This is a genomic window from Paracidovorax wautersii (assembly GCF_900113035.1).
Taxonomy (GTDB): domain Bacteria; phylum Pseudomonadota; class Gammaproteobacteria; order Burkholderiales; family Burkholderiaceae_C; genus Paracidovorax; species Paracidovorax wautersii.
In genome coordinates this window covers 21,161-43,217 of the sequence record NZ_FONX01000015.1, presented here as the reverse complement: position 1 = coordinate 43,217, position 22,057 = coordinate 21,161, and the positions used below count along the sequence as shown (strand labels likewise).

At 70.9% G+C, this 22,057-nt stretch carries 16 protein-coding genes; 10 read left to right on the top strand and 6 right to left on the bottom strand.

All coding sequences use genetic code 11. From position 1 onward, the window contains the following. The first annotated feature begins 17 nt into the window (after positions 1 to 17). From BM070_RS18855 to BM070_RS18830, 6 genes are all read left to right on the top strand, one after another. Positions 18 to 851 carry a shikimate dehydrogenase family protein gene (locus tag BM070_RS18855; protein ID WP_092940897.1) on the top strand — a complete coding sequence of 278 codons (834 nt, stop codon included), beginning with the start codon at positions 18 to 20 and terminating at the stop codon, positions 849 to 851. 63 nt (positions 852 to 914) lie between these two features. Next, a complete protein-coding gene (locus tag BM070_RS18850; RefSeq protein WP_092940896.1) occupies positions 915 to 2,117 on the top strand; it encodes a lyase family protein in 1,203 nt (400 codons plus the stop codon). A gap of 224 nt (positions 2,118 to 2,341) precedes the next feature. Further along, positions 2,342 to 4,267: a bifunctional sugar phosphate isomerase/epimerase/4-hydroxyphenylpyruvate dioxygenase family protein gene (locus BM070_RS18845; protein ID WP_092940895.1), complete on the top strand. Its 1,926-nt coding sequence runs from the start codon at positions 2,342 to 2,344 to the stop codon at positions 4,265 to 4,267. A 99-nt stretch (positions 4,268 to 4,366) separates the two neighbouring features. Beyond that, entirely contained in the window at positions 4,367 to 5,761 is a 1,395-nt protein-coding gene (locus tag BM070_RS18840) for an MFS transporter (protein ID WP_092940894.1), read from the top strand. Between the two features lie 258 nt (positions 5,762 to 6,019). Then, positions 6,020 to 6,847, top strand: a complete 828-nt coding sequence (locus BM070_RS18835) for a YecA/YgfB family protein (protein WP_092940985.1) — start codon at positions 6,020 to 6,022, stop codon at positions 6,845 to 6,847. Positions 6,848 to 6,942: 95 nt separating this feature from the next. Continuing rightward, on the top strand, positions 6,943 to 8,457 hold the full coding sequence (locus tag BM070_RS18830) for a SulP family inorganic anion transporter (RefSeq protein ID WP_092940893.1): 1,515 nt from the start codon (positions 6,943 to 6,945) through the stop codon (positions 8,455 to 8,457). 785 nt (positions 8,458 to 9,242) lie between these two features. Here the strand turns inward: BM070_RS18830 and ubiA are convergent. The 4 genes from ubiA to recG form a co-directional block, all read right to left on the bottom strand. Further along, the gene (ubiA, locus tag BM070_RS18820; protein WP_092940891.1) at positions 9,243 to 10,133 is read right to left on the bottom strand and encodes a 4-hydroxybenzoate octaprenyltransferase; all 891 of its coding nucleotides are present in this window, start codon (positions 10,131 to 10,133) and stop codon (positions 9,243 to 9,245) included. 86 nt (positions 10,134 to 10,219) lie between these two features. Then, the gene (locus tag BM070_RS18815) at positions 10,220 to 10,738 is read right to left on the bottom strand and encodes a Dps family protein (protein WP_092940890.1); all 519 of its coding nucleotides are present in this window, start codon (positions 10,736 to 10,738) and stop codon (positions 10,220 to 10,222) included. Positions 10,739 to 10,919: 181 nt separating this feature from the next. After that, complete coding sequence (locus tag BM070_RS18810; RefSeq protein WP_092940889.1) at positions 10,920 to 11,885, bottom strand: LysR substrate-binding domain-containing protein; 966 nt, start codon at positions 11,883 to 11,885, stop codon at positions 10,920 to 10,922. A gap of 213 nt (positions 11,886 to 12,098) precedes the next feature. Next, positions 12,099 to 14,270 carry an ATP-dependent DNA helicase RecG gene (gene recG / locus BM070_RS18805; protein WP_092940888.1) on the bottom strand — a complete coding sequence of 724 codons (2,172 nt, stop codon included), beginning with the start codon at positions 14,268 to 14,270 and terminating at the stop codon, positions 12,099 to 12,101. 117 nt (positions 14,271 to 14,387) lie between these two features. Between recG and BM070_RS18800 the strand changes: the two genes are divergently transcribed. The 3 genes from BM070_RS18800 (at position 14,388) to BM070_RS18790 (ending at position 17,871) form a co-directional block, all read left to right on the top strand. After that, positions 14,388 to 15,683, top strand: coding sequence for a cyclic di-GMP phosphodiesterase (locus BM070_RS18800; RefSeq protein ID WP_092940887.1), 1,296 nt, complete (start codon positions 14,388 to 14,390; stop codon positions 15,681 to 15,683). A 119-nt stretch (positions 15,684 to 15,802) separates the two neighbouring features. Continuing rightward, positions 15,803 to 16,957 carry a tRNA preQ1(34) S-adenosylmethionine ribosyltransferase-isomerase QueA gene (gene queA / locus BM070_RS18795; protein WP_092940886.1) on the top strand — a complete coding sequence of 385 codons (1,155 nt, stop codon included), beginning with the start codon at positions 15,803 to 15,805 and terminating at the stop codon, positions 16,955 to 16,957. Then, positions 16,954 to 17,871 carry a DMT family transporter gene (locus BM070_RS18790; protein ID WP_092940885.1) on the top strand — a complete coding sequence of 306 codons (918 nt, stop codon included), beginning with the start codon at positions 16,954 to 16,956 and terminating at the stop codon, positions 17,869 to 17,871. Before queA ends, BM070_RS18790 begins: the two co-directional genes overlap by 4 nt. Positions 17,872 to 17,936: 65 nt before the next feature. On the opposite strand, the gene BM070_RS18785 is transcribed toward BM070_RS18790, so the two are convergent. Together BM070_RS18785 and BM070_RS18780 are read right to left on the bottom strand one after the other, a co-directional pair. Beyond that, complete coding sequence (locus BM070_RS18785; RefSeq protein ID WP_092940884.1) at positions 17,937 to 19,559, bottom strand: gamma-glutamyltransferase family protein; 1,623 nt, start codon at positions 19,557 to 19,559, stop codon at positions 17,937 to 17,939. Between the two features lie 29 nt (positions 19,560 to 19,588). Then, positions 19,589 to 20,563 carry a Bug family tripartite tricarboxylate transporter substrate binding protein gene (locus BM070_RS18780; RefSeq protein ID WP_092940883.1) on the bottom strand — a complete coding sequence of 325 codons (975 nt, stop codon included), beginning with the start codon at positions 20,561 to 20,563 and terminating at the stop codon, positions 19,589 to 19,591. Between the two features lie 514 nt (positions 20,564 to 21,077). Here BM070_RS18780 and BM070_RS18775 point away from each other — a divergent pair. Next, a complete protein-coding gene (locus BM070_RS18775; protein ID WP_092940882.1) occupies positions 21,078 to 21,989 on the top strand; it encodes a LysR family transcriptional regulator in 912 nt (303 codons plus the stop codon). Positions 21,990 to 22,057 lie beyond the last annotated feature (68 nt).

The following is a 22,057-nucleotide window of genomic DNA, read 5'->3' as shown; positions in this document are numbered from 1 at the left end:
TCTGAACGCTTTTCCCCATGATCTCCGGCAAAACCACGCTCATCGCCCACATCGGCTACCCCACCGAGACCTTCAAGGCCCCGATGATCTACAACCCCTGGTTCGACAGCCGGGGCATCGACGCCGTGGTGGTGCCCATGGGCGTCAAGCCCGAGGACTACGCCGCCTCGCTGCGCCAGATCTTCCGCTTCACCAACCTGCGCGGCGCGCTCATCACCATGCCGCACAAGGTCGCGACCATGGAGCTGGTCGATGAGGTCACGCCCACCGCGCGCATCGCGGGCGCCTGCAACGCCGTGCTGCTGCGGCCCGACGGCACGCTGCTGGGCGACCAGTTCGACGGCGCCGGCTTCGTGCGCGGCGTGGAGCGCAAGGGCCGGCCCTTCGCCGGCACGCGGGTGCTGGTTTCGGGCACCGGGGGCGTGGGCTCGGCCATCGCCGCCTCCATCGCGGCGGCCGGCGCGGCCGAGCTGATGCTGTTCGACATGAACAACGCCTCGGCCGAGGCCCTGGCCGCACGGCTGCGCGAGCACTACCCGCAGCTCGTGGTCCGGACCGGCTCCAACGACCCGGCCGGCTACGACGTGGTGGTCAACGCCACGCCGCTGGGCATGCGCGAGGGCGATCCGCTGCCCTTCGACGTGGAGCGCATCGCGCCGTCCACCTTCGTGGGCGAGGTGGTCATGAAGGCCGAATACACGCCGCTGCTGCAGGCCGCGCGCGCCCGCGGCTGCGCGGTGCAGGTCGGCACCGACATGCTGTTCGAGATGATCCCGGCCTACCTGGAATTCTTCGGTTTCGGCACCGCCACGCCCGAAGAGCTGCGCGCCGTGGCCCGGCTGCAGTACTGAACCGGGCTTTCGCACGCCCGTGAGACCACGCATTTCGCGGACCCGCTGGCAGCCGCTGCGCGCATGAGCATCTTCGAAGGCTTTCTCTCCGCACCCGAAACGCTCGAGGCCTTCGGCGACCAGGCCATCGTCGCCGGCATGCTGCGCTTCGAGGCCGCGCTGGCCCGCGCCCAGGCCGCCGAGGGGCTGATTCCGCCGGATGCGGCCCGCTCCATCGCCGCGAGCTGCCGCGTCGAGCTGTTCGACGTGGCCAAGATCGTGCGCGACAGCGCCTGCGCCGGCAGCATCGCCATTCCGCTGGTGCGCGCGCTCACCGAGGCGGTGGCGCTCTTCAACGCCGACGCGGCGCGCCACGTGCATCACGCCAGCACCAGCCAGGACGTGGTGGACACCGCCATGGCCCTGGCCACGCGCGAAGCCGTCGCCCTGCTGGACGCCGATCTCGCGCGCGCCGTGCAGGCCCTGCTGGCGCTGGCCGAGCGCCATGCCGCCACCCCCATGCTGGCGCGCACGCTGATGCAGCCGGCCTCGGTCACCAGCTTCGGCCTGAAATGCGCCGGCTGGGCCGCACCGCTGGTGCGCGGGCGCAGCCGCCTGCACGCGGCGGCCGGCCGGGCGCTGCAGCTGCAGCTGGGCGGGCCCGTGGGCACCCTGGCGCAGATGCCGCCCGCGCAGGGCGCCGCCGTGCGCCGCCGCATGGCGCAGGAGCTGGGCCTGGCCGATCCCGGCGGCAGCTGGCACACCCAGCGCGACGAATGGGTGGCGCTGGGCTGCGAGCTGGGCGTGATCGCGGGCAGCCTGGGCAAGATCGCGGGCGACATCGCCCTGCTGGGCCAGCACGAGGTGGGCGAGGTGGCCGAGCCGCACGAGCCCGGGCGCGGCGTTGCCACCACCATGCCGCACAAGCGCAACCCGGTCGCCTCCATGGTGGCCCTGGCGGCCGCCCAGCGCGCACCGCAGCGCGTGGCCGCCCTGCTCGCGGCCATGGTGCAGCAGCACGAGCGCGGCCTGGGCAGCATGCAGGCCGAGCTGGCCGAATGGCCGCAGCTGCTGCGCTGCGCGCATGCCGGCGCGCGCGCCCTGGCCGTGGCGCTGCCGGGCCTGCAGGTGCGCCCTGAGCGCATGGCCGGGCACATCGCCAGCGCGAGCACGGGGCTGCCGCGCGCGGTGGCGGACGAATGGTTCAGCCCGGCGCTCGCCGAAGGCGCGGGCCGCATCGCGCTGGAACAGGTGCGGGCGCTGCGAGAATGGCAGCCCCCGCAATGACCTAGGTCAATCCCGTATTCCGCGCGAATATCGAACGCATTTGATCGATCATCGATCGCTCGTGGCGTGCCGACCGTTGTTCGGCCGCAGGCGGGCTCCTACAGTCCCGCCATGTTTTCCACTCGCGCACTTTTCTGCTGCTTCCAGGCCGCCGCCGGCATCGTGCCGGCCGGTACCTGCAGCGTGCGCGGCGCGCTTGCCTGACCGCCATGGCGGCTCCTTCCATGCACCGTTCCATTGCCACCGTCTCGCTCAGCGGCACCCTGCGCCAGAAGCTGGAGGCCGTCGCGGCCGCCGGCTTCGACGGCATCGAGCTGTTCGAAGCCGACTTCATCCATTTCCAGGGCTCGGCGGCCGAGCTGCGCCGCATCGCGGCGGACCTGGGCCTGTCGATCGACCTCTACCAGCCCCTGCGCGACATGGAAGGCCTGCCCGATGCCGCCTTCGCCCGCGCCCTGGAGCGCGCCGAGCGCAAATTCGACCTGATGCAGGAGCTGGGCGCGCCCCTGGTGCTGTGCTGCTCCAACACGCTGGCGCATTCCATCGACGACCCGGACCTGGCCGCCGCCCAGCTGCACACGCTGGCCGAGCGCGCCGCCCGCCGCAACCTGCGCGTGGGCTACGAGGCGCTGGCCTGGGGCCGCCACACCTCGCGCTTCGGCCAGGCCTGGGACATCGTGCGGCGGGCCGACCACCCGCACCTGGGCCTGATCCTGGACAGCTTCCACACCCTCTCGCTGCGCGACGACCCGGCGCCCATCGCGGCCATTCCGGGCGACCGCATCTTCTTCGTGCAGATGGCCGATGCGCCGCTCATGTCGCTGGACGTGCTGCAGTGGGCGCGCCACTACCGGGTGTTCCCGGGCCAGGGCGATTTCGACGTGATCGGCTTCTTCGAGCAGGTGCTGCGCGCCGGCTACACCGGGCCGCTGTCGCTGGAGATCTTCAACGACCTGTTCCGTGAGACGCCCAACCGCCGCACGGCGGTGGACGCCATGCGCTCGCTGCTGTATCTGGAAAGCGAGGCGCGCCAGCGCCTGGCCATCCCCCAGGCTGCCTCGCTGGACGCCGCCGCGCCCGCCACGGCCTCTGCACCGCCCCTGCGCGTGGAGCTCTTCAACCCGCCGCCCGCGCCCACCTTCCAGGGCGTGTCGTTCATCGAATTCGCGGCCGACGAAGCCGCGGCGGAGGCGCTCGACGGCGTGCTGCGCGGCCTGGGCTTCGCGCGGGTGGGACAGCACCGCTCCAAGGCCGCCACGCTCTACCGCCAGGGCGGCATCCACCTCATCGTCAACGCCCAGCCCGATTCGTTCGCGCGCAGCCGCTTCGCGCTGCACGGCACCTCCGTCTGCGCGCTGGGCCTGCGCTGCGACGACGCCATCGGCGCGCTGGGCCGCGCCAAGGCCATGCGCTCGCAGCCCTACGACAGCCCGCTGGGCCCGCAGGAGCAGCGCGTGCCCGCCACCGTGGCGCCGGGCGGCAACCTGATCCACTTCGTGCCGGCCGCGCTGGGCACTGACGGCCTGTTCGAGGCCGACTTCGTGCTGGACGCCGCCGCGCAGGCCGACGCCGGCCCGACGCCCGGCCTGCAGAGCGTCGATCACCTGACGCTGGGCCTGGGCCAGGACCAGCGCGATACCTGGGCGCTCTTCACCCGCGCCGTGCTGGGGCTGGACTGCATGGAGAGCCTGGACCTGGCCGACCCCTTCGGCCTGGTGCGCAGCCAGGGCGTGGCGAATGCCGAGCGCAGCCTGCGCCTGGTGCTCAACGTGCCGCTGAGCCAGCGCACGGCCACGGCGCGCCAGCTGGGCGTGACCGGCGCGGGCGCGGTCCACCACATCACCTTCGGCTGCGACGACATCTTCGCGGCGGTGGCCGCACTGCGCGCGCGCGGCGTGCGCTTCGAGCCCGTCTCCGGCAACTACTACGACGACCTGCAGGCCCGCCTGGACCTCGCGCCCGGCCTGCTGGAGCGCCTGCGTGCGGCCGGCGTGCTGTTCGACCGCTCCCCCGCCGGCGACTACCTGCACGCCTATACCGAAGGCCTGCCCGGCGGCCTGTTCTTCGAGATCGCGCAGCGCGTGGGCGGCTACGACGGCTGGGGCGCGGCCAACGCCGCGGCGCGGCTGGCCTCGCTGGCCCAGCGCTGAATCAACCCGGGCGCTCAAGACCTGCCGGCACCTGCTTCTGTTCCCCTCCCCCATAACAACGAGCTTTCCGCTTTTCCCGCCAACACTGGAGACATCACCATGGCCCATGCACCCGCTACCGAGCCGCAAGGCCGGCACCAGTCGAAGAAAGCCGCAGCCAGCGGCTGGATCGGTTCCGCGCTGGAGTACTACGACTTCTTCATCTACGCCACCGCGGCGGCGCTGATCTTTCCGCAGATCTTCTTCCCCAAGGGCGATCCGGCGATCGCCATCATCGCGTCGCTCGCCACCTACGGCGTGGGCTACGTGGCGCGCCCCATCGGCGCTTTCGTGCTGGGCCACATCGGCGACACGCACGGCCGCAAGAAGGTGCTGGTGTGGTGCATGTTCCTGATGGGCTTTTCCACCATCGCCGTGGGCCTGCTGCCCACCTATGACCAGATCGGCCTGTGGGCGCCCGCGCTGCTGGTGCTGATGCGCCTGATCCAGGGCTTCGCCGTGGCCGGCGAGATCTCGGGCGCCAGCTCGATGATCCTGGAGCACGCGCCCTTCGGGCGGCGCGGCTTCTTCGCCAGCTTCACGCTGCAGGGCGTGCAGGCCGGCCAGATCCTGGCCGCCGCCGTGTTCCTGCCGCTGGCGCACTACATGCCGACCGAGCACTTCAACAGCTGGGGCTGGCGCATTCCCTTCCTGCTGAGCTTCATCGTCATCATCGCCGGCTGGATCATCCGCCGCGAAGTGGCCGAAACCCCGGCCTTCAGCGACAAGACGGCACAGAAGCAGCGCGTGCGCTCGCCCGTGGTCGATGCCTTCAAGTACAACCTGCCCGACATGCTGCGCGTGGTGTGCATGTCGCTGATGAACGTGATCCCCGTGGTCGCCACCATCTTCGGCGCCGCCTACGCGGTGCAGCCGGCCTACGGCATCGGCTTCGCCAAGGACATCTACCTGTGGATCCCCGTGCTGGGCAACATCCTGGCCGTGCTGGTCATCCCCATGGTGGGCAACCTCTCCGACAAGATCGGCCGCCGCCCGCCCATCATCATCGGCGCGCTGCTCTCGGGCTTGCTGGCCTTCGGCTACCTCTACGCCATCAGCATCCGCAACATCCCGCTGGCCATCTGCATGTCGCTGCTGATGTGGGGCCTGGTCTATCAGGGCTACAACGCCGTGTTCCCCTCGTTCTACCCCGAGCTGTTCCCCACCCGCACCCGCGTGTCGGCCATGGCCATCTCGCAGAACGTGGGCACGGCCATCACCGCCATGCTGCCGGCGCTGTTCACCGCCGTGGCGCCCCCCGGCGCGGCCAACATCTGGTTCACCGTGGGCGCCATCGCCTTCGGCGTCACCGTGATCTCCGCCGTGGCGGCCTTCACCGCGCGCGAAACCTTCCGCGTGCCCATGAACCAGCTGGGCGAGCGCGATGCCAAGCCGGTGAGCGCGCAGGAATACGACCAGCAGCGCGCCCAGGCGCTGGCGGCCCACCAGGCCTGAAGGGCGGTTCAGCCCTTCGCCCACCCCGCCGGCCCGCGGCAGCCGCCGGGGCCGGTGGCTGCGCTGGATGACGGACGACGAGGCCCCGCCGCAGCGGGGCAGGGGCAGGCCGGCTAAACTGCCGGCCTTTCCCGGTGGCGCAGCAGCGCCGCCTGCGGGTGGCCCCGCCGGCCCATGCCGGCCGGTGGCGGCGCCTTCCGCCCCTTTCTCTTTCTGCTTCCTCCTCACGTCTTCAACCCCACACGCCTGGCCACCACCATGTCCCAAACTCCCGATACCTCCCAGGAGCCCTCCGCCGCGCTCGGCGCCGACCAGCTCGACGAACTCGACACCCTGCTGGACGATCTGCGCTCGCGCGCCGAAGAGATCCCGCAGTGGGAGTTCTGCGACGGCTTCCTCACCGCCCTGGCCTGCACCCGCCGGCCCGTGCCCGTGGCCGAATGGCTGCCCATGCTGCTGGGCGACGGCGGCGAGCTTGACGTGGCCGAGGGCGCACCTCTGCCCCTGCTGCCGGCGTTCGCCGATGCGGCCCAGCAGGCGCGCTTCCTGGAGCTGTGGACGCTGCGCTGGAACGAGGTGGTGAGCCAGCTCGACGCCGATGTGCAGTCGCTCGACGAAGACGACGCCTTCCAGCCCGAGGCCATGGACATGCGCGGCGCCATCGCCAGCCTGCCCGAGGAAGAGCGCGCCGACATGGAAGGCCAGGAGATCCCGTCCTTCGGCCAGGTCTGGGCGCTGGGCTTCATGTTCGCCGTGGAGAACTGGCCCGAGGAATGGGCCGCGCCGCGCGACCGCGAGGCCGCCGACTGGCTCAACGAGGCGCTGGACGGCATCGTCGCGCTGACCGAGGACGACACCGGCAAGCCCGAGGTCTGCATGTATTCCGAAGACGGCCCGCCCAGCACCAGCCAGGCCCGCGTCGAAGCCTTCGGCGAAGCCATCTGGGCCGTCTATGACCTGCGCCGTCTCTGGAAGAGCATGGGCCCGCGCGTCGAGGCCGTGCGCCGCGCCGACACGCCCGGCCGCAACGATCCGTGCAGCTGCGGCAGCGGCAAGAAGTACAAGAAGTGCTGCGGCGCGAACTGAGTTGACGGCGACCCTGCGGTCGCGTCCTGCTGGCCCCTGATTCCACGCGCGCTTCGGCGCGCGTTGCTTTTTTCGCTTTCTTCGCCGTTCTTCCCATGAGTACCACCGCCTTGATCTCCCGCCTGCGCACCGAATGGGCGCCCAGCGTTCCCCGCGAGCTGCTGGCCGGCGCCGTCGCCACCTTCGCGCTGATCCCCGAGGTGATCGCCTTCAGCTTCGTCGCCGGGGTCGATCCGTCGGTGGGGCTGTTCGCCTCGTTCGTCATCAGCATCGTGATCGCCTTCGCGGGCGGGCGGCCGGCCATGGTGTCGGCCGCCGCGGGCTCGGTGGCGCTGGTGGCCGCGCCCCTGGTGGCAGCGCACGGCCTGGGCTACCTGCTGGCGGCGGGCCTGCTGGCCGGGGCGGTGCAGGTGGTGTTCGGGCTGCTGAAGCTGGGCGTGCTGATGCGCTTCGTCTCCAGCTCGGTGCGCACGGGCTTCGTCAACGCGCTGGCCGTGCTGATCTTCTCGGCCCAGCTGCCGCACCTGAAGGACGCGCAGCCCGCCACCTGGGCCTTCCTGGCGCTGGGGCTGGCCATCATCTACGGCCTGCCCTGGCTGGGCCAGCGGCTGGGGCTGCGGGCGCTCACGGCCATTCCGTCGCCGCTGATCTGCGTGGTGGCGCTCACGCTGCTGGCCTCGTTCCTGGGCGTGCACCTGCCCACCGTGGCCGACCTGGGCCGGCTGCCCGACAGCCTGCCCTTCTTCGGCCTGCCGGCCGTGCCTGCTTCGTGGGAGACGCTGCGCATCATCGCGCTGCCGGCTTTGGCGATCGCGCTGGTCGGCCTGCTGGAGTCGGTGCTGACGGCGGCCGTGGTGGATGAGCTGACCGGCACGCCCAGCGACAAGAACCGCGAGTGCGCCGGCCTGGGCCTGGCGAACATGGCGGCCAGCTGCTTCGGCGGCATCGCGGGCTGCGGAATGATCGGCCAGGCGGTGAGCAACGTGAAGTACGGTGGCCGCGGGCGCCTGTCCACGCTGTTCGCGGGCGTGTTCCTGCTGGTGCTGATGGTGGCGCTCAAGGACTGGGTCTCGCGCGTGCCGGTGATCGCGCTGGTGGCGATCATGGTGATGGTGTCCGCATCGACCTTCGACTGGAAGTCGCTGGGCCAGCTGCTGCGGCACCCGCGCCTCTCCAGCGCGGTGATGCTGGCGACCGTGGTGGTCACCATCGCCACGCACAACCTGGCCGCCGGCGTGGCCGTGGGGGTGCTGCTGAGCGGGGTGTTCTTCGCGTTCAAGGTGTCGCGGATGCTGGACGTGCAGGGGCCTTCGGAGGCCGATCTCGAGCTCGATCTCGATGCGGTTTCAAAGGATCCGCTGGTCTGGCGGGTGCGGGGGCAGGTGTTCTTCGCGTCGGCGGATGCGTTCATCGAGGCGTTCGATGTGCTGGCTGCCCGGGGGCGGGCGGTGCGGATCGATGTCTCTGGGGCGCACTTCTGGGATGTGACGGCGGTGGGGGCGCTTGAGAAGGTGGTGGAGCGGTTCAGGGGGCAGGGGAGTGGGGTGGAGGTGGTGGGGTTGAGTGAGGCGAGTGCTGTGTTGGTGGATCGGGTGGGGTCTGGGGGCTGATTCCTGCTCTGCTTGTTGCTGGGTTTTGTTGAGTGGTTGTTTCCCGGGGCCGGGTCTCGCCCCGGCGGGCGAGGTACTTTTCTTTGCTTCGCCAAAGAAAAGTACCCAAAAGAAAGGCGACCCCCAGTCTGCGACCCCTACGCATTCGCTACGGGGCAGACCTGCGGCGGGGCGCTTGCGGGGTGCCGCCGCAGAACTCACTTCGCGCTTGCAGCGCTTCGTTCGGACAGCCGCGGCGAGTCAGAGCACGAGGCATGCGCGCTTCGACGCGCATGCGCACCCCGCAAGCACCCCGCCGCAGGCGCAGCCAGCAGGGGTGGAAACCCGCACACGGGCCATTGCTTCGCTCGGCCCACATCGCGCGCGCTTCGCGCTGCGCTGGGCTTTCCCCGTGCGAGGGCCGAGCGCAGCGATGGCCCGACTGGTTCCCCACTCCCTTCTGTGCGTGCCGAGAAGCGCAGGGCGGCGGGTGCGTGCGTGTGCCGCAGGACACACGCACTTCGTGCACTGACTTGCCGCAGCATGTTTGAACGGAGCGCGCCAGCGCGTAGTGAGTTCTGCGGCAGCACCCGCCGACCGAGCATCGCAGGTTGCCCGTAGCGCAGCGAAGGGACACGCACAGCAGGGTCGCCTTTTCTTTGCTCACTTTCTTTTGGCGAAGCAAAAGAAAGTGAGTGCGCTGTCGGGCGCACATCCCGAACCCCGGGAAGCAACGCCAAAAAAGCCCTAAATAAGCTCAGAGCCCAGGAAGAACAATCGCCTGAAGCTACGAAAAAAGTAGCAAATCACCGAAAGGCAAACCCCAGCACCACCCCCGCAAACAAGGCAAACCCGACCCAGTGATTCGCCCTGAAAGCAGCAAAACACCCCTCCCGCGTCCTCCCGCGAATCAGCGTCCAGTGCCACCCCACCTGCGCCAGCGCCACCCCGAGCCCCAGATACCAGGCCACCCCCAACCCCAGCGGCGCCAGCACCACCCCCCAGATCGCCAGCAGCAGCAGGTAGAACGCCATCACCGCCGGCACGTCCCAGCGCCCCAGCGTGATGGCCGAGGTCTTCATGCCGATCTTCAGGTCGTCGTCGCGGTCCACCATGGCGTATTCGGTGTCGTAGGCCAGCACCCAGAACAGGTTGCCCAGCACCAGCCAGAAGGCCAGCCAGGGCACGTCGCGGCCCACGGCCGTGAAGGCCATGGGGATGCCCATGCTGAAGGCCACGCCCAGCACCGCCTGGGGCATGGAGACGAAACGCTTGGCATAGGGGTAGGCCAGCGTCACGGCCAGCGCGGGTACCGACCAGGCGATGGTCGCCGCGTTGGTCGTCAGCACCAGGGCGAAGGCCGCCAGGGCCAGCGCGGCGCCCACGGCCAGCGCCTCGCGCACCGACACGGCGCCGCTGGTCACGGGCCGCTGGGCCGTGCGCTTGACGTGGCGGTCGAAGCGCCGGTCGGCCACGTCGTTCACGCAGCAGCCGGCACTGCGCATGAGGATGGTGCCCAGCGTGAACACCACCAGCAGGTGCCAGCCGGGAAAGCCCCCGGCCGCGATCCACAGCGCCGACAGCGTGGGCCAGAGCAGCAGCAGCCAGCCGGCCGGGCGGTTCCAGCGGATCAGGTCGAGGTAGAGCGACAGGCGGGATCGCGGAGGCGTGGGCGCAGCGGCAGTGTTGGAGGGCATGGTGCGAAATCGTCCGAACTGGAAATGGGAACGCCCGCGAGGGCGGGCGTTGTCCGGTGGGCTGCTTGGCGCAGCAAGCGCCGAATTTACTCTTCGAGCAGCGAGCGCAGCATCCAGGCGGTCTGCTCGTGCACCGTCAGGCGCTGGGTCAGCAGGTCGGCCGTGGGCTCGTCGCTGGCCTTGTCGGCGATGGGGAAGAGTTCGCGCGCGGTGCGGGCCACGGCTTCATGGCCTTCGACCAGGATGCGGACCATTTCCAGCGCGTGGGGCGGCTCGGTCGGCACGTCGGGCAGCGAGGTCAGCTTGCCGAACTGGGCGTAGGAGCCCGGCGCGGGGTGGCCCAGCGAGCGGATGCGCTCGGCCACCGGGTCCACGGCGTTCCACAGCTCGGTGTACTGCCCCATGAACATGGTGTGCAGCGTGTTGAACATGGGGCCGGTCACGTTCCAGTGGAAGTTGTGCGTGGTCAGGTACAGCGTGTAGGTGTCGGCCAGCAGGCGCGACAGGCCCTGGGCGATGGCGGCGCGGTCCTTGTCGCTGATGCCGATGTTGATGCGGGGGGCGCCGGTCTTGCTGACGGCGGTCTTGCTGGGGGCTTTGGCCATGGTGAAACAACCTCCTGGGTGTGAAAAGCAAGGGCGCGCGCTGCGAAGGGGCGGTGCAGGCACGCGCTGCGGACGATCGGCAAAGACTGTAGCGCAAGCCCGGCCCGACGGCGGCGTGGTGCGGGGCTTGCCCGCAGGCGCCGTGGGCCATGGCGGGTCGCCGCCCGGCCCCGCTGGCGCGTCAGGACAGGCGCGTCACGCCCGGCAGCTCGCAGGCATAGACGGCGTTGCGCAGCGCGGCGATGGCCTCGTAGCGCGTGAAGCTGCGCCGCCAGGCCAGCACCACCCGGCGCATGGGCGGGGCGCTGCCGTCGTCTTCGGCGATGGGCAGGTAGCGGATGTGCGTGTCGTCGCTCTTGCGGCGGCGCGAGCCGGTGGCCAGCGCGTCGCGCGGCACCGACAGGCGCGGCACCAGGGTCACGCCCATGCCGGCCGAGACCATGTGCTTGATGGTTTCCAGCGACGAGCCTTCGAAGGTGCGGCGGATGCCTTCGGCGTTGCTGGCGTAGCGCGCGAATTCGGGGCACACCTCCAGCACATGGTCGCGGAAGCAGTGGCCGGCGCCCAGCAGCAGCATGGTTTCGCTCTTGAGCTGCGATGCCGAGACGGACTTCTGCTGGGCCAGCGGGTGGCTGCTCGGCACGGCGGCGAGGAAGGGCTCGTCGTAGAGCGGCGCCATGGCCAGGCCGGTGTCCGGAAACGGCTCGGCGATGATGGCGCAATCGATTTCGCCGGTACGCAGCATTTCGAGCAGCTTGACGGTGAAGTTCTCCTGCAGCATCAGCGGCATCTGCGGCGTGCGGGCGATGGCGTGGCGCACCAGCTCGGGCAGCAGGTAGGGGCCGATGGTGTAGATCACGCCCAGGGTCAGCACGCCGGCCAGCGGGTCCTTGCCGCGCTTGGCGATTTCCTTGATGGCGGCGGCCTGTTCCAGCACGCTCTGCGCCTGGCGCACGATGTCTTCACCCAGCGCGGTGACCGAGACATCGCCCGCGCTGCGTTCGAAGAGCTTCACTTCCAGCTCGTCTTCCAGCTTCTTGACGGCGACCGACAGCGTGGGTTGCGAGACGTAGCACGCATCCGCGGCGCGGCCGAAGTGCTTTTCGCGGGCGACGGCGACGATGTACTTGAGTTCTGTGAGAGTCATGGGCGTTGGGGCGGAAGAGGGCGGCGCATCGGCACTGCGTCACGCCGCGCCCTGATGCGCGCAGGGGCTCGCAATAGCGTGCTTACAGCAGGGGCCGCCCATCCAAAGGGGGCAAGCGTAACCGCTTTCCATTCCTATTGCCGATTTTCCTCGTCAATAGTGACTGTCTCGTCTGCGATAGGTACCGGGTCGTCGGCTGCACCTTGCCTGCCGTCAGGCCTTCAGGTAGTCCGAGCGCCCACCCAGCCAGCGCTGCACGTGGCGCTCGGCCAGCTCGGGATAGCGGTCCAGCATGAGCGCGGCCTGCTCGCGGGCCCAGTCCAGCAGCAAGCCGTCGGTGGCCAGGTCGGCGAAGCGCAGCAGCGCGTCGCCCGACTGGCGCGCGCCCAGGAATTCGCCGGGGCCGCGGATGTCCAGGTCGCGCCGGGCGATCTCGAAGCCGTCGTTGGTCTCGGCCATGGCCTTGAGGCGGTCGCGGGCGGTCTCGCCCAGGCGGCCGCTGTCGCCAGTGGAATAGAGCAGCACGCAGGCCGAGGCCGCCGCGCCGCGCCCCACGCGCCCGCGCAGCTGGTGCAGCTGGCTCAGGCCGAAGCGTTCGGCATGCTCGATCACCATGAGCGAAGCGTTGGGCACGTCCACGCCCACTTCGATCACGGTGGTGGAGACGAGCACGCCCATCGCACCGCTCTTGAACTGCTCCATCACCGCCTTCTTCTCGGCGCCGGGCATGCGCGAATGCAGCAGGCCGACCTGCACGCCGGGCAGGGCCTCGGCGAGGTCGGCATGGGTGGCGGTGGCGTTGGAGAGGTCCAGCGCCTCGCTCTCCTCGATCAGCGGGCAGACCCAATAGACCTGCCGCCCGCCCGCCACCTGGGCGCCGATGCGCTCGATCACCTCGTCCTTGCGGCTGTCGGCGATGAGCTTGGTGACGATGGGCGTGCGCCCGGGCGGCAGCTCGTCGATGGTGGAGACGTCCAGGTCGGCGTAGTAGCTCATGGCCAGTGTGCGCGGGATGGGCGTGGCGCTCATCATCAGGAGATGCGGCTCCATGCCGTGGTGCTCCAGCTTCTTGCGCAGCGCCAGGCGCTGGGCCACGCCGAAGCGGTGCTGCTCGTCGATCACGGCCAGCGCCAGGTTCTTGAAGCGCACCTGTTCCTGGATGACGGCGTGCGTGCCCACCACCAGCGCGGCCTCGCCGCTTTCGGCCAGCGCCAGCATGGCGGCGCGTTCCTTCTTCTTCTGTCCGCCGGCCAGCCAGGCGATGCGCCGGCCGCTGGCGGCCAGCAACGGCTCCAGCCAGCCGACCAGCTTGGCGAAGTGCTGCTCGGCCAGGATCTCGGTGGGCGCCATCAGCGCGCATTGCCAGCCCGCGTCCATGCACACGGCGGCGGCGAGAGCCGCCACCACGGTCTTGCCCGAGCCCACGTCGCCCTGCAGCAGCCGGTGCATGGGCACGGGGCGGGCCAGGTCGTGGGCGATCTCCTCGCCCACGCGGTGCTGGGCGCCCGTCAGGCCGAAGGGCAGGGCGGCCAGCAGCTGTTCGTGCAGGGGCGTGGCGCCCGCGCCGGCCTGCGGGCGCAGCACCGGGGCGCGCAGCTGGTCGCGTTCGCGCTTGGAGCGCTGCTGCGACAGCTGCTGGGCCAGCAGTTCCTCGGCCTTGAGCCGCTGCCAGGCGGGGTGGCTGTGGTCCTGCAGCGTGGCCAGCGCGACGTCGGGCGTGGGGTGGTGCAGGAACCATAGCGCCTCGCGCAGCTTCCACAAGCGCTGCGAGCCATCCGGGCCATAGGCCATCTGCACGGGCGGCTGGGCGCCGGGGGGCAGGGTGTCGGACAGGTCCACCCGCACCAGCGCGCCCGCCACGGCCCGGCGCAGATAGGCCTGGGGCAGCTGCGCCACGGTGGGGTAGATGGGCGTGAGCGCGGCCGGCAGCTCGCCGCCCGCCAGCCGGAAGGCCGGGTGCAGCATCTGCCGGCCCCAGAAGCCGCCCTTGATCTCGCCGCGCACGCGCAGGCGCGCGCCCACGGCCATGGTCTTCTGGTGCGAGGGGTAGAAGCTGAAGAAGCGCAGCTCGCAGCTGCCGGTGTCGTCTTCCACCGTCACCACCAGCTGGCGGCGCGGGCGCAGCGAGATCTCGCTGGAGACCACCGTGGCCTCGATCTGCACCGTGTCGCCGTCGCGCGCGTTGCGGATGGGCGTGATGCGGGTCTCGTCCTCGTAGCGCAGCGGCAGGTGCAGGGCCAGGTCGATGTCGCGCACCAGCCCGAGCTTGTGCAGCGCCTTCTGAGCGGGGCTGGGCTGCTTGCGGGGCGCCGCGGCCGCTGCGGGGGGCGCTTCTACCGCAGCGGCGGGCTGCGGCGCGGCGCTGTCACTGCGGGCACGAGGCATGGGAATGGGTTTGTAATAATTTGCAATCAATCATCGGGGGAAAAGGCTACCATGGCCCTCCCCCTTGGTTTTCCCTAACCTGTATTGGTGCCTGCAGCAAGTGGGCCAGTCGGCATCATGCTCAAGCGAATCAGCGTCAGAGATCTTTCCCTGGGCATGTATTTGCACCAGTTCTGCGGCTCGTGGATGGACCATCCATTCTGGCGCACCGGCTTCGTGCTGAAAGACCCGAAGGATCTGGCCCGCATCCGCGATACCGCCATCCGCGAGGTCTGGATCGACACCTCGCGCGGCCTGGACGTGGCCAGCGGCGTGGCCGGCGTCAGCCGCGAAGAGGCCGACTCCCAGATCGACAGCCAGTTCGCCGAGATGGCGGAAGCCGCCGAGGAGGCCTTCGCGCTGCCTCCGCCACCGCCTCCGCCCCCGCCCGCCCCGGCTCCCGCGCCGGCGCGCAGCACCGCACCGACCTCCATGGAGGCCGAACTACGCGCCGCCGCGCTGATCTGCAATCGCGCGCGCGAGGCCGTGACCAGCATGTTCGCCGAGGCGCGCATGGGGCGCGCCGTCGATGCGTCCGGCGCGCAGGATCTGGTCAACGAGATCGCCGCCTCCGTCACCCGCAACCCCAGCGCGCTCATCAGCCTGGCGCGCCTGAAGACGGCGGACGACTACACCTACATGCATTCGGTGGCCGTCTGCGCGCTGATGGTGGCGCTGGCCCGGCAGGTCAAGCTGCCCGAGGACGACGTGCGCCAGGCGGGCATGGCCGGCCTGCTGCACGACCTGGGCAAGGCGGCGATCCCGCTGGACATCCTGAACAAGCCCGGCAAGCTCACCGACGAGGAATTCGCCGTTGTGCGCGAGCACCCCGTGGAAGGCCACGCCATGCTGCAGGAGGTCGGCGGCGTGTCCGCGCCCGTGCTCGAAGCCTGCCTGCACCACCACGAGAAGATGGACGGCACCGGCTATCCGCACCGCCAGCAGGGCGAGGGCATCAGTCTGATCGCCCGCATGGCGGCCATCTGCGACGTCTATGACGCCATCACCTCCGATCGCCCCTACAAGCGCGGCTGGGACCCGGCCGAATCCGTGCGCCGCATGGCGGAGTGGGGCCCGGCGCACTTCGATCCGCGGCTCTTCCAGGCCTTCGTCAAGAGCATCGGCATCTACCCGGTGGGCTCGCTGGTGCGGCTGACCTCCGGGCGCCTGGGCGTGGTCATGAAGCAGTCCGGCCAGGCGCTGACCGCGCCCTACGTGAACGTGTTCTTCTCCACCAAGTCCGGCCTGCGCATCACCCCCGAGCAGGTGAACCTGGCCGCGCCGGGCTGCAACGAACGCATCGTCGCCCGCGAAGACCCGTCGAGCTGGGGCTTCACCGACCTCTCGGGGCTCTGGGCCGGCCCGCAAGGCTGAAGGCCGCTGCGTGGGAGAATCCGGCGCAGGGAGCGGGCGCCAATCGCCCGCTTCGCCTGTTCCTTCCTTTCCCCGACTCTCCCCCTCCTTGGCACGGGCCTGTCAGGCCCTCAAGTGACATGCAGACGCCCCTTTCCTCCCCTTCGAATTCGTCCTCGCCCAGCGCCGAGGCCCCCGCCGCGCCCGCGCGCACCTTCACCCTCAGCGACTTCGACTTCGCGCTGCCGCCCGAGCTCATCGCCCAGCACCCGGCGCCCGAGCGCAGCGGCTCGCGCCTGCTCGACGGCCGCAGCCGCGAGCCCGCCGACCGCATCTTCCGCGAGCTGCCCGGCCTGCTGCGCGAGGGCGACCTGTTGGTGTTCAACGACACCCGGGTGGTCAAGGCCCGGCTCTTCGGCGAGAAGGCCAGCGGCGGCAAGCTCGAACTGCTGATCGAGCGGGTGCTGACCGGCAACGAAGTCGTGGCCCACATGAAGGTCAGCAAGAAGCCGCTGCCCGGCAGCACCGTGCTGATGGCCGGCGGCCGCGCCGCGGGCGGTTTCGACGCCACCCTGCTGGGCCGCTGGCCCGACGACAACGGCCCGCTGTTTCGCTTCGCGCTGCACGGCCCGGCCGGCGAAAGCCCGTGGGAGCTGATGGAGCGCCACGGCCACCTGCCGCTGCCGCCCTACATCGAGCGCCAGCAGAACGCCGAGCACGACCCCGACGAGGCCGAGGACAGCCAGCGCTATCAGACCGTCTTCGCCCGCGCCCCCGGCGCCGTGGCCGCGCCCACCGCCGCGCTGCACTTCGACGAGGCCGTGCTGGCCGACCTGGCCGCGCGCGGCATCGAGCGCGCCAGCGTCACCCTGCACGTGGGCGCCGGCACCTTCCAGCCCGTCAAGACCGAGAACCTGGCCGAGCACCGCATGCACAGCGAGTGGTACGAGGTGCCCCTGGCCACGCTGGCCGCCCTGGAGCGCTGCCGCCAGCGCGGCGGGCGCGTGGTGGCGGTGGGCACGACCACCGTGCGCACGCTGGAATCGTGGGCGCGCTCGGGCCAGGCCACGGGCGACACCGACATCTTCATCACCCCGGGCTTCGGCTTTCGCGTGGTGGACCTGCTCATCACCAACTTCCACCTGCCCAAGAGCACGCTGATGATGCTGGTCAGCGCCTTCGCGGGCTACGCTCAGGTCATGGGCCTGTACCGCCACGCCATCGCCCAGCGCTACCGCTTCTTCAGCTATGGCGACTCCATGCTGCTCGAACGCAGCGGGCCGCGCGTGGCATGACCGGGGACGGCCGCGCCCGGGGCGCCTCGGCCACCGTGCCGCCCGGCGCCCGGCCGGGCGGGGCGCTGGCGGGCATCGCGCTCACCGTGGCGGCCTGCGCCTGCTTCGCGCTGCTGGACCTCACCACCAAGCAGGTCGGCAGCGCCGTGCCGCTGGTGATGATGCTCTGGGCGCGCTACCTGTTCCACACCCTGCTCACCACCGCCTTCGTGCTGCACCGCGAAGGCCCGGGCGTGCTGCGCACCACGCAGCCGCGCTTCCAGGTGCTGCGCGCCGTGCTGTTCGCGGCCATGAGCCTGTTCGGCCTGCTGAGCATCCTGCACATGCCGCTGGCCGAGTTCACCGCCATCGTCGCCACCACGCCCCTTTGCGTGACGGTGGTGGCCGCGCTCTGGCTGCACCAGCGCGTGAGCGCGCCGCGCTGGGTGCTGGTGGCGCTGGGGCTGGCGGGCACGCTGGCCATTATCCGCCCGGGCGGGCAGGCCTTCGGCTGGGCGCTGGTCTGGCCGCTGTGCCTGCTGGCAACCAACACCGGCTACCAGGTCGTCAGCAGCCGCATGGCCGGGCGCGAGAGCCCGGCGACCACGCAGCTCTACACCGGCTGGCTGGCCACCGCGCTGGTGTCGCTGGCCGTGCCCTTCGCCTGGGCGCCGATCCAGGACCTGTGGCTCTGGCTGGGCATGCTGCTCATGGGGCTGCTCAGCGCCAGCGGCCACATGCTGCTGATGCAGGCCTACGCGCGCACTACGCCGGTCACCCTCGCGCCCTTCCTCTACAGCCAGATCGGCTTCGCCATGCTGGCCGGCTGGCTGGTGTTCCGGCATGTGCCCGACCCCTGGGCCATGGCCGGCATCGCGGCCATCGTGCTCAGCGGCGCGGCCAGCGCCTGGCTCACGGTGCGCGAGACGCGTTGAATGGAAAAAGAGCGGGGAGTGCTTGATACACAAGCGCTCCCCGCTATGGTTTTGGTAGCAATCGCTCAGAACGCCACGGCCTGCCCATCCTTGCGCGGGTCCGAGCCCGCGATGTAGTGGCCGCCCTCGCGCAGCACCAGCTGTGCGCCGCCGAAGGCGAAGACGCCGTTGCCTTCCTCCACCGTCACCTCATGCCCCAGGGCGCGCAGCGCCTCGACCGTGGCGCGGTCGAAATGCGGCTCCACCGCCACGCCCCGGCCGCCCGTCACGCGCCAGCGCGGTGCATCGGCCGCGGCCTGCGGGTTCTGGCCGTAGCGCAGCACGCGCAGCGCCATCTGCGTGTGGCCCTGGCTCTGCATCGGACCGCCCATCACGCCGAAAGCTAGTCGTGGAGTGCCGTCGGCATGCATGGCAAAGGCCGGGATGATGGTGTGCGATGGCCGCTTGCACGGCGCCACGCGGTTGGCATGGCCGGCCTGCAGCGTGAAGCCGTGGCCCCGGTTCTGCAGGCTGATGCCGGTGCCCGGCACCACCACGCCCGAGCCGAAGCCCATGTAGTTGGACTGGATGAACGACACCATCATGCCGGACGCATCCGCCGCCGCCAGGTACACCGTGCCGCCCGGGCGCGGCGCGCCGTAGGCCGGATCGCCCGCGCGGGCCGTGTCGATCAGCGCGGCGCGTTCGGCCAGGTAGTCCGCCTGCAGCAGATCGGCCGGGGCGACCTGCATGTGGGCCGCGTCGGCGTTGTGCTGGTAGAGGTCGGCCAGCGCGAGCTTCATGGCCTCGATGCTGGCGTGGAGGGTCTCCACGCTGTCCACCGGGTGGCGGCCCACGCCGTGCGCGTCCAGCATGCCCAGCGCCATCAGCGCGGCGATGCCCTGGCCGTTGGGCGGAATCTCGTGGATCACCGAATCGCCGAAGCGCTGGCTGATGGTGCCCACCCATTCGGCCTGGTGGGCCGCGAGGTCTTCCACCGTCATCGCGCCGCCGTTCGCGCGCGCATGCTCGGCCATGCGCTCGGCCAGCTCGCCGCTGTAGAAGGCTGCGCCCTCGGTGGCGGCGATCAGCTCCAGCGTGCGGGCATGGGCCTCGCTGCGGAAGATCTCGCCCGCGCGCGGCGCCCGGCCGCCGGGCATGAAGCATTCGGCAAAGCCCGGCTGGCCGCCCAGCTTGGCCGCGCCCAGCGCCCATTGCCGCGCGATGGTGGGCGAGACCGGAAAGCCGTGGCGCGCATAGCCGATGGCCGGCTGCGCCAGCTGCGCGAAGGGCAGCTTGCCCAGCCGCCTGGAGAGCGCCACCCAGGCCGAGACGGCGCCCGGCACCGTCACCGCGTTCCAGCCCGTTTCGGGGATGGCGCCGCCCAACCGCTCGAAGTATTCCGGCGTCCACGCGGCCGGCGAGCGGCCCGAGGCGTTGAGGCCGTGCAGTTCCTGGCCGTCCCAGACGATGGCGAAGCCGTCGCTGCCCAGGCCGCAGCCGGTGGGCTCGACCACCGTGAGCGCCATGGCGGCGGCGATGGCGGCATCCACCGCGTTGCCGCCGGCCTGCAGCATGGCCAGGCCCGCCTGCGCGGCCAGCGGCTGCGAGGTGGAGACGACGTTGCGGCCCATCACCGCGCTGCGGTGGGAGGCGTAGGGCAGGGCCCAGTCCAGGGGGGCGGCCGAAGCGGCGGTCGATGCGGTCATGGAAGAGTCTCCTTGCGTGTGATTCTTGGTCATTCCAGGGTGATCTTGTGCTGCCGGATCACGCTCGCCCAACGGGCGCTGTCGGCCTGCACCAGCGCGGCGAACTGCGCGGGCGTGCTGGGGCGGGCCGGCTCCACGCCCAGCCGGGCCAGGCTCTGGGCCACCTCGGGCACCTGGATGGCGCGGGCGAAGGCGTCATGCACGCGCTTGACGAGCGCGGGCGAGGCACCGGCCGGCAGATAGACGCCGAACCAGGTCACCGACGAGAAGCCGGGCAGGCCCGATTCGGCCAGCGTGGGCAGCTCCGGCGCCAGCGAACTGCGCTGGGCGCTGGTGACGGCCAGGGCGCGCAGGCGGCCGCTCTTGACGTGCGGCATGCCGGTGGGCAGCGAATCGAACAGCACCTGCACCTGGCCCGCGGCCAGGTCGGGAATGGCCAGCGCCGTGCCCTTGTAGGGCACGTGCGTCATCTCGATGCCGGCCTGCGCGGCGAAGGCGGCGGTGTTCAGGTGGACGATGGTGCCGTTGCCGCTGGTGGCGTAGTTGAGCTGGCCCGGGTGCGCACGGGCGTAGGCGATGAGTTCGGCCACCGTCTTCACCGGCAGCGAGGGCGTGACCAGCAGCACGCTGGGCGCGTCGGCCACATGCGCCACGGGCACGAAGTCGCGCTGCGGGTCGTAGGCCAGGCGCGGCATCAGGTGCGGCGAGATGGCGTGCGTGCTGCTGGTGGTCAGCAGCAGGGTGTTGCCGTCGGGTTTGGCCTTGGCCGCCTCGGCCGTGCCGATGGTGCCGCCCGCGCCTGGCTTGTTGTCCACCACGAACTGCTGGCCCAGGTCCTGCGCCACCCGCTGCGTGACCACGCGCGCCACCAGGTCGGTCGCGCCGCTGGCAGGAAAGGGCACGATCACGCGCACCGGCTGCTGCGGCCAGGCCGCGGGCTGCTGCGCCTGGGCGCCCAGGGTGGTGGCCGCCAGCAGGACCGCGAAAAGAGAGGAAAGTCGCATGGAAAAGGCCTCAGAACGTGTTTGCGATCTCGCAGGGGATCGCGTTGGAGCGCAATCGGGATGAGTGGATGCCTCGGGTGCGCCGCATGGGCTGGTGCCCATGCAAGCAGCCGGGGCCTCCAATCGCCCGATTTCGCTCCAACCCGAAGGGCAGCTACGTCGGCGGGCGGTCTGCGGCGTTGCGGCGCTTGTGGATAGCCGTGCTATCCACTGCGCACCGCGCCTTGCATCCCATCCCGCCGACGTAGCTGCGCGACCCCTGCGAGATCGTAAACACGTTCTTAGCAGAGTGAAGCGGTGGCAGGGCGGGTGCGCGGCCTCCGGCCTCTGTCGAGGCGAGGCGGCGGCCCGGCGCGATGCGTGCCATCTTAGGAAAGCCGCCCTTGCACGACCACCACCGATTGGGCAATCCGCTTTGCCGAAGCGGCAAAGCGATCGATACTCGGGCGGCTGGCCCGGCAAGGCTGCCGCCGCTGCGCTGTCCCTCACTCCATCCCTCGCTGCCCGCCACCCCATGCGCCGCCATCTGCTGCAGGACACCGCCCTGCGCTACTTCCTCGAAGTGGCGCAGAGCGGCTCGCTCACCGAAGCCTCGGCCCGGCTGCATGTCGCGGCCTCGGCCCTGAGCCGCCAGATCGCTGGGCTGGAGGCGCAGCTCGGCTCGCCGCTCTTCGAGCGCCATCCGCGCGGCATGGTGCTGACGGCGGCCGGCGAGATCCTGGCCGCCCACGCCCGCCGCACGGGGCTGGACGCCGAGCGCGCGCTGGACGAGATCGGCGCGCTGCAGGGCCTGCGCGCGGGCCAGGTGCGGCTGGCCACGTCCGACGCCTTCGCCAACGAGCTGGTGCCGCGCCTGTGCGTGGAGTTCCAGCGCACGCATGCCGGCATCGTCTTCGGCGTGCAGTCGCTGCCCACGCCACAGGTGTCCGAGGCGGTGCGCTCGGGCGCGGCCGACATCGGCCTGTGCTTCAGCCGGGCGCCGCAGAAGGACATCCAGGTGGCGCACCGCCAGAGCGCGCCGGTGCTGGCGCTGCTGCCGCCCGGCCATCCGCTGGCCCGCGCCCCGCGCGTGACGCTGGCGCGCATGGCGCAGTACCCGCTGGGCCTGCCGCCGCCCGAGACGGCGGTGCGGCAGATGGTGGACATCGCCTGCAGCCGCCAGGGCCTGCGGCTGGCGCCGGTGCTGGAGTCCAACCATGCCAAGACCTTGCTGAACTTCGTCGCGCACGGCGGCGGGGTCTCGGTGTCCAGCGAGATCAGCGCCCGCCACATGGTGGCCGAGGGCCTGGTACTGGCGCGCCCGCTGGCCGATGCGGGCATGGATCTGCGCGACATCGAGGTGCAGACGCTGGCCGGCCGCAGCCTGCCGGTGGCGGCGCAGGCGTTCCTGGAACTGCTCACGCAGCGGCTGCCGGCGCCGCAATAGCGGCAGCGGATCAGACATCCATCGGCCCCCATCGGGCCGGATCGGGCGGAATCCGCCGCTATCTGTCG

Excerpts from the sequence above, each read along its gene's own strand:
- BM070_RS18815 (WP_092940890.1), bottom strand. The coding sequence starts at position 10,738 with ATGGCCAAAGCCCCCAGCAAGACCGCCGTCAGCAAGACCGGCGCCCCC.
- BM070_RS18835 (WP_092940985.1), top strand. The coding sequence starts at position 6,020 with ATGTCCCAAACTCCCGATACCTCCCAGGAGCCCTCCGCCGCGCTCGGC.
- BM070_RS18830 (WP_092940893.1), top strand. The coding sequence starts at position 6,943 with ATGAGTACCACCGCCTTGATCTCCCGCCTGCGCACCGAATGGGCGCCC.
- BM070_RS18845 (WP_092940895.1), top strand. The coding sequence starts at position 2,342 with ATGCACCGTTCCATTGCCACCGTCTCGCTCAGCGGCACCCTGCGCCAG.
- BM070_RS18810 (WP_092940889.1), bottom strand. The coding sequence starts at position 11,885 with ATGACTCTCACAGAACTCAAGTACATCGTCGCCGTCGCCCGCGAAAAG.
- queA (WP_092940886.1), top strand. The coding sequence starts at position 15,803 with ATGCAGACGCCCCTTTCCTCCCCTTCGAATTCGTCCTCGCCCAGCGCC.
- BM070_RS18785 (WP_092940884.1), bottom strand. The coding sequence starts at position 19,559 with ATGACCGCATCGACCGCCGCTTCGGCCGCCCCCCTGGACTGGGCCCTG.
- BM070_RS18775 (WP_092940882.1), top strand. The coding sequence starts at position 21,078 with ATGCGCCGCCATCTGCTGCAGGACACCGCCCTGCGCTACTTCCTCGAA.
- BM070_RS18850 (WP_092940896.1), top strand. The coding sequence starts at position 915 with ATGAGCATCTTCGAAGGCTTTCTCTCCGCACCCGAAACGCTCGAGGCC.
- recG (WP_092940888.1), bottom strand. The coding sequence starts at position 14,270 with ATGCCTCGTGCCCGCAGTGACAGCGCCGCGCCGCAGCCCGCCGCTGCG.
- BM070_RS18855 (WP_092940897.1), top strand. The coding sequence starts at position 18 with ATGATCTCCGGCAAAACCACGCTCATCGCCCACATCGGCTACCCCACC.
- BM070_RS18840 (WP_092940894.1), top strand. The coding sequence starts at position 4,367 with ATGGCCCATGCACCCGCTACCGAGCCGCAAGGCCGGCACCAGTCGAAG.
- ubiA (WP_092940891.1), bottom strand. The coding sequence starts at position 10,133 with ATGCCCTCCAACACTGCCGCTGCGCCCACGCCTCCGCGATCCCGCCTG.
- BM070_RS18800 (WP_092940887.1), top strand. The coding sequence starts at position 14,388 with ATGCTCAAGCGAATCAGCGTCAGAGATCTTTCCCTGGGCATGTATTTG.
- BM070_RS18780 (WP_092940883.1), bottom strand. The coding sequence starts at position 20,563 with ATGCGACTTTCCTCTCTTTTCGCGGTCCTGCTGGCGGCCACCACCCTG.
- BM070_RS18790 (WP_092940885.1), top strand. The coding sequence starts at position 16,954 with ATGACCGGGGACGGCCGCGCCCGGGGCGCCTCGGCCACCGTGCCGCCC.